The following is a 6,298-nucleotide window of genomic DNA, read 5'->3' as shown; positions in this document are numbered from 1 at the left end:
TGTGCTTATTGTTGCAGGCGGGATCGGGCAGGATACGCTCCTTCCTGTTGCGCGAGAACTTGTGCGGGGAGATAATCAGATCACTGCGATTCTGGCGGGCGGAAAAGTAGGTACGATATTTGTTGGTGAAGAACTTCGCAAGATGGGGATAGAAGTATGGGAAGTATCTTCATTACGCCAAGACGGGATGCCCTTGATGCGAAAAAAATTAAAAAAAGGCATAGATTTTATTGCTAGTTGCGGTTCTGATAATCAGCATTGTGGTATAATATCGGTATTACATGAGATGGAATTAGATCTGCCTATGGCGGCTACTAATAATGCTGTTATGTGTTGCGGTGAAGGGATTTGCGGGAGTTGTCACCATAAGATGAAGGATGGTCGTGTGGTGAAGTTGTGCAAAGTGCAGGCAGATTTTCGAGAATTGGAACAAGATTAGTCTAGAAATGGAGAAACATGATGCAGGAAGAAAGATTACAAAAAGTAATTAGCAGAGCCGGAGTTGCTTCGCGCCGTCAGGCAGAAGAATTGATCTTGGCAGGAAAAGTAAAAGTAAATGAACAGGTCGTTACGGAATTGGGTGTCAAAGTATCGTCTAAAGATAAAGTAAAGGTAGACGGGAAGTTGATCCGTAGAGAAAACCCCGTCTATCTTTTGTTTTATAAACCCAAAGGTGTTATTACGACGACGAAAGACGAACGTGGTCGCAAGACGGTACTCGACTATCTTCCGCGTGTAAAAGAACGCGTGTATCCTGTTGGTCGTCTTGACTACAATACGGAAGGTCTGCTTGTATTGACGAATGACGGTCATTTGACGAACAAGATGATCCATCCGCGTTATGAACTGAAAAAGGTGTATCGTGCTCGTATTGAAGGTATGGCAACAGAAGAAGCACTTGATAAGCTTCGTGTTGGTGTTGAATTAGAAGACGGTGTGACATCGCCTGCGCTTGTACAAAAATTGGAGTATGAACCGATGCGCGATTATACAGTGATAGAGATCACGATCCATGAGGGACGTAATCGTCAGGTACGTCGTATGTGCGAAGCGATCGGACATCCTGTGCTCCAACTGAAACGTACGCAAGTAGGAAACTTGACCTTGGAAGGCTTGCGCCGTGGTCAATCGCGCGAATTGACGAAGGAAGAGTTGCGTGAGCTTAAGGATCTTCTTCGTCAAGATAAAAATGATGAATCGGCTGAAACGGCAGGGAAACCTGTTAAAACAGGAAAACCAAGAAAAACGATCCAGCCGAAGAGAACGAGGAAGTAAGAGATGGGCAAGATTATTGTAGTCGGTGGCGGCGCGGCAGGAATGCTCGCCGCATATTCGGCAGCATCATATGGCGCGGAAGTATTATTGTTGGAGAAGATGAACGGTGTCGGTAAGAAGATCCGTATTACAGGGAAAGGTCGCTGTAATATTACGAATAATGCCGATATCAAAGGATGTATTGCCAATATCCCGGGGAATGGTGCCTTTCTTCACAGTGCTTTTTATCAATTTTTCAATGAGGATATTATTCGTTTGCTGGAAGAATTCGGTGTTGAAACGAAAGTAGAACGAGGTGGACGTGTTTTCCCTGTCAGTGACCAAGCAATCGATGTTGTCAACGCTCTTCAGCGTATGGTGATCGCGATGGGCGGGCGGATACAGACGGATACGAAGGTAAAATCTCTTGTTATTGCTGATGGTGCAGTACAAGGTGTGCGTCTTGATTCGGGAGAGGTACTTGAAGCCGATGCCGTTATCGTAACGACAGGCGGTGCATCGTATCCGGGGACTGGTTCGAGCGGTGATGGATATCGCATGGCAAAAGATGTCGGTCATACGATCGTACCGCTTACACCGTCGCTCGTTCCGCTTGAAATAGAAGAAGACTGGATACAAGACTTACAGGGCTTGTCGCTTCGCAATGTCAGTGTTACTGCGTATGTGAATGATAAAAAGATCGATTCTGATTTTGGTGAAATGTTGTTCACGCATTTTGGTGTATCGGGTCCGATCGTACTGTCGATGAGCCGTAAGATCGCACTTTGTTTAGAAGAAAAACAAGAAGTCATTCTTTCGCTTGACTTGAAACCTGCGTTATCGGAAGAACAGCTCGACAGACGGGTACAACGTGATTTTGAAAAATATCTGCGTAAACAGATGAAAAATGCGCTCAACGATCTTTTGCCGCAAAAATTGATCCCTGTTGTAATAGACTTAGCATATCTTGATGAAGAAAAACCGATCCATCAAGTGACGAAGGAAGAACGCTTGCGTCTTGTACATACGATCAAGCATATGGAGATGACCGTTACGAAAACGCGTCCGATGGCAGAGGCGATCGTGACGGTGGGCGGTGTTTCGACGAAAGAAGTTAATCCCAAGACGATGGCATCGCGGGTTGTAAATGGACTGTATTTTGCAGGTGAAGTGCTTGATATTGATGGATATACGGGCGGATTCAATTTGCAGGCTGCTTTTTCGACGGGATATAGTGCGGGAAAAGCCGCGGCAGAATCATTGTTATAAAATCATTCTCTTCTTGCTCATACTATCGCTAAGGGAGCTGATCGTATGGGTAGACATGGACGAGAAGAATTTGACAGTCGTATTTTGATTTTTCTTTGTAAAGGAATGTTGTTTTTATTAGTGGTCGTACAGCTTCTTTTTCTACATGATGATATTCGTCAAGAATTGTCGCTTGTCGATCGGTTGGAAGGAATTACTCTGGTTGAAGGGCGCATTGATGAACGATCATTGTTGGAAAAGATTCTGGCGACCATTTTGCCATTATGGGCAGGAAAATAATATCTGTCAGAGAAATTATATAAGATAACCTTTAATGGAAGGACGAATCAATATGCAAGAGTGGCATACTATCAAATCGGCAAAAAATTTAACAGGTGTGATTGAGATTCCCGGTGATAAATCGATCTCGCATCGCAGTATCATGTTTGCCGGTTTATCGAATACAGAAGTGATGATCACGAACTTTTTGGAAGGAGAAGACTGCCTTTCTACGATTGATTGTTTCCGTAAACTCGGCGTTACGATCACGCGTGGAGATGGTACGGTAACGGTTAAAGGGAACGGCCTCAGCGGACTTGTTGAGCCGACCGAAGTACTCAATGCAGGCAACTCGGGAACGACTCTTCGTTTGATGATGGGTATCATGGCAGCACAACCGTTCTTTACAGTGTTTTCGGGTGACAGTTCGCTTTCGAAACGTCCGATGGGGCGCGTTATTACACCGCTCACGCAGATGGGGGCGCAGATTCGTGCACGTGCTAATGACCGCAATCTGCCGTTGGCTGTTATGCCGTCCGGGGGGCTTAGTGCGATCGCATATCAGTCACCTGTTGCCAGTGCACAAGTCAAGTCAGCGATTCTGTTGGCAGGTCTTTGTGCAGGAGTTTCTGTCAGTGTGAGCGAACCGTATATTTCGCGTGATCATACCGAAAAAATGCTTGAAACGTTTGGGGTAGAAGTCAAACGCGAAGGTACTTGCGTATCGCTCGGTAAGATTCCTGCGGAATTAACGGCACCTGCGACGATCGAAGTGCCCGGTGATATCAGTTCGGCTGCTTTTTGGATGGTAGCAGGTTCTATCTGCCCAAACAGCGAGATCGTACTGAAAAATGTCGGTATGAATCCGACGCGCACAGGTATCTATGATGCACTTATTGAGATGGGAGCTGATATCTCCTGTGAAAATGAACGTATGAGCGGAGCAGAGCCTGTAGCAGACCTTCGTGTACGTTCTGCGCAGCTTCATGGCATCACACTTTGTGAAGAAGATATTCCTCGTCTTATTGATGAGATTCCCATTCTTGCTGTTGCCGCTATGTTCGCGGAAGGCAAGACTGTTATTAAAGGTGCAGGCGAACTTCGCGTGAAAGAAACGGACCGAATCCAAGCGATCTGTGCGGAGTTTGGGAAAATGGGCGCTGTGATCGAAGAACTTCCTGATGGTATGATCATCACAGGTGGTGCGCCGCTTCATATGGCTGATTGTGATTCGTATGGTGACCATCGTATTGCGATGGCACTTGCGATTGCCGGTACGGCTGCTGAAGGTGTTAGAATACAAGATGCACATTGTGCCGACATTTCTTATCCGACATTCTATCAAGATCTTACACGTATTGGTTCTCAACGAATCGCTCTTGCGATAGACGGACCGGCAGGTGCAGGCAAAAGTACGGTTGCCAAGCAGGTAGCCAAACGTCTTGGCTATGTTTATGTTGATACGGGAGCAATGTTCCGCGTTGTGGCGTGGAAAGCAATTCAAGAGAATACGCGTGATACGGAAGAGATCGGACGTCTTGCACAGATGATACAGCTTAAAATGACGTATGAAGATGGTAACTTGGAAGTATTCGCAGACGGTATTGATGTAACGAATGCGATCCGTACGCCTGAGGTAACAGCTCTTGTGCCGACCGTTGCGCAGATTCCGGCAGTGCGTCACAGCCTTCTTTTGATGCAGCGCCAAATGGCAGAGGAAGGCGGTATCGTAATGGACGGTCGAGATATCGGGACGAATGTATTACCGAATGCCGAACTTAAAATATTTATGACGGCTTCGATCGAAGAACGTGCACATCGTCGTTATCTGGAGCTTATCGCTAAAGGGTATAAAGTCGATATCAAAGAACTTGAACAAGAGATCGCAGAACGCGACCGTATGGATATGGAACGCGAGATCGCGCCGTTGGTACAAGCTGAAGATGCGATCTATCTAGATACGACATCTTTGTCTATTGAAGAAGTTATCCAAACGATATTAAGTTATACACAGAGGGTATAAGTATGTTATATGGTTTTTTAAAAGGCATTTTGCCTACGATGTTTAGAATTATTTATCGTGCTGAAGTACACGGTCAAGAAAACGTCCCGAAAGAAGGCGGTGCTATCATTGCCGCTAACCATATCAGCTTGTGGGACCCGCCGTTTGTCGGTGCATTTTGTCCGCGTCGTGTGTCATTTATGGCAAAAAAAGAACTGTTTGAGAATTCTATTTTCTCATCTATCATTACAAGCCTGGGGGCATTCCCTGTCAATCGCGGTGCGGCAGACCGCAACGCTATCAAGACTGCACTTACTGTTCTTGGCGAAGGCAAATGTCTTGGTTTGTTCCCTGAAGGAACTAGAAGCAAAAGTGGTAAATTGGGTGAGCCTGAGGCAGGAATCGGTTTGATCGCGTATAAGGCAAATGTGCCGATCGTTCCTGTCGCTATTACGGGGACAAACGGAAAAGGTCTGTTCCCAAAATTTACGATTCGATTCGGTAAGCCGATTCCGGCAGGCGATCCAAAAGATAAAAAATTGATGACGACGCTTCCGACGCAGATCATGACAGAGATACAAAAACTGCTCGACGAAGAACAGGCGGGGAGATGATTGTAATGGATATTATTCTTGCAGAACACAGAGGTTTTTGCTATGGTGTTACACGTGCCGTACAGTTGGCTGAATCGTCTCTTGGGCAAGCTGCTCCGATCTGCACGCTCGGTCCTATCATCCACAATCCACAGATGGTAGAGCATTTAAAGCAAAATGGTATTGGTAAAGTTGAATCGCTTGATGAAATGGAGCAAGGTACTATCGTCATTCGCTCTCACGGCGTAGGACCGCAAGTCTATCAAGCAGCGGCTGATAAAAATTTGACGATCGTTGATGCAACGTGTCCGCATGTAAAAAAAGCACAACAATCGGCAAAAGCGCTTCTTGAAACGAATGATTACGTTGTGGTGATCGGGGAGAAAAAACATCCCGAAGTAAAAAGTATTTTTGAATGGTCGAATCAAAAAGCATACGTCGTAGAAACTGTTGAAGAAGCAGAAGCTTTGCCCAATGCAGAGCGCATCGGTGTCGTTTCGCAGACGACGTTTGCAGGACGTGATTTTGACCGCATCACAGAAGTATTGGCGACAAAATGCAGTGAACTTGAAGTGAAACGAACGATCTGCACGGCAACAGAACTTCGTCAAAAAGCGGCTGTTGAATTGGCAGAGAAGGTCGATATCATGATCGTTATCGGTGGCAAAAATAGTGCGAATACGACCAGATTGGCCGAGCTTTGCGCCAAAACAGGTTGTGATACAAAACATATTGAAACAGCAAGTGAATTGAAACCGGAATGGTTTTTTGAAAAAACAAGAGCAGGAATCACAGCAGGTGCATCGACACCGGGCTGGATCATTGAGGAGGTTGCTGAAAAAATGGAAACATTTGAATCTGCATTTGATGTGGAAATGAAAGAATTGAGAAAAGGCGAATTGGTCGAAGGTACGGTCATCAG

The 6,298-nt window shown here is 45.7% G+C and carries 6 protein-coding genes and 1 pseudogene; all 7 read left to right on the top strand.

Annotated features, from left to right (window positions below):
- A partial coding sequence (locus IJN28_02640) for a hypothetical protein (GenBank protein MBQ6712672.1) occupies nucleotides 1-439 on the top strand: 439 nt, incomplete at its 5' end.
- Between the two features lie 17 nt (nucleotides 440-456).
- Entirely contained in the window at nucleotides 457-1,275 is an 819-nt protein-coding gene (locus IJN28_02635) for an rRNA pseudouridine synthase (GenBank protein ID MBQ6712671.1), read from the top strand.
- Between the two features lie 3 nt (nucleotides 1,276-1,278).
- Nucleotides 1,279-2,523: an NAD(P)/FAD-dependent oxidoreductase gene (locus IJN28_02630; protein ID MBQ6712670.1), complete on the top strand. Its 1,245-nt coding sequence runs from the start codon at nucleotides 1,279-1,281 to the stop codon at nucleotides 2,521-2,523.
- Nucleotides 2,524-2,568: 45 nt separating this feature from the next.
- Nucleotides 2,569-2,802, top strand: a complete 234-nt coding sequence (locus IJN28_02625) for a hypothetical protein (GenBank protein MBQ6712669.1) — start codon at nucleotides 2,569-2,571, stop codon at nucleotides 2,800-2,802.
- 52 nt (nucleotides 2,803-2,854) lie between these two features.
- Nucleotides 2,855-4,147, top strand: a pseudogene (aroA, locus tag IJN28_02620) (3-phosphoshikimate 1-carboxyvinyltransferase).
- Between the two features lie 659 nt (nucleotides 4,148-4,806).
- Entirely contained in the window at nucleotides 4,807-5,397 is a 591-nt protein-coding gene (locus IJN28_02615) for a 1-acyl-sn-glycerol-3-phosphate acyltransferase (GenBank protein ID MBQ6712668.1), read from the top strand.
- 5 nt (nucleotides 5,398-5,402) lie between these two features.
- Nucleotides 5,403-6,298: 4-hydroxy-3-methylbut-2-enyl diphosphate reductase (locus IJN28_02610; GenBank protein ID MBQ6712667.1), on the top strand; the 896-nt coding region annotated here is incomplete at its 3' end.

The sequence above is a fragment of the Selenomonadales bacterium genome, assembly GCA_017442105.1.
Taxonomy (GTDB): domain Bacteria; phylum Bacillota; class Negativicutes; order RGIG982; family RGIG982; genus RGIG982.
Note: the sequence above shows the minus strand (reverse complement) of the source record. Positions and strands in the feature narration are given on the sequence as shown.

What these genes read in the sequence shown, in the direction of transcription:
- IJN28_02615 (MBQ6712668.1), top strand. Translation starts at nt 4,807, where the DNA reads ATGTTATATGGTTTTTTAAAAGGCATTTTGCCTACGATGTTTAGAATT.
- IJN28_02625 (MBQ6712669.1), top strand. Translation starts at nt 2,569, where the DNA reads ATGGGTAGACATGGACGAGAAGAATTTGACAGTCGTATTTTGATTTTT.
- IJN28_02635 (MBQ6712671.1), top strand. Translation starts at nt 457, where the DNA reads ATGATGCAGGAAGAAAGATTACAAAAAGTAATTAGCAGAGCCGGAGTT.
- IJN28_02630 (MBQ6712670.1), top strand. Translation starts at nt 1,279, where the DNA reads ATGGGCAAGATTATTGTAGTCGGTGGCGGCGCGGCAGGAATGCTCGCC.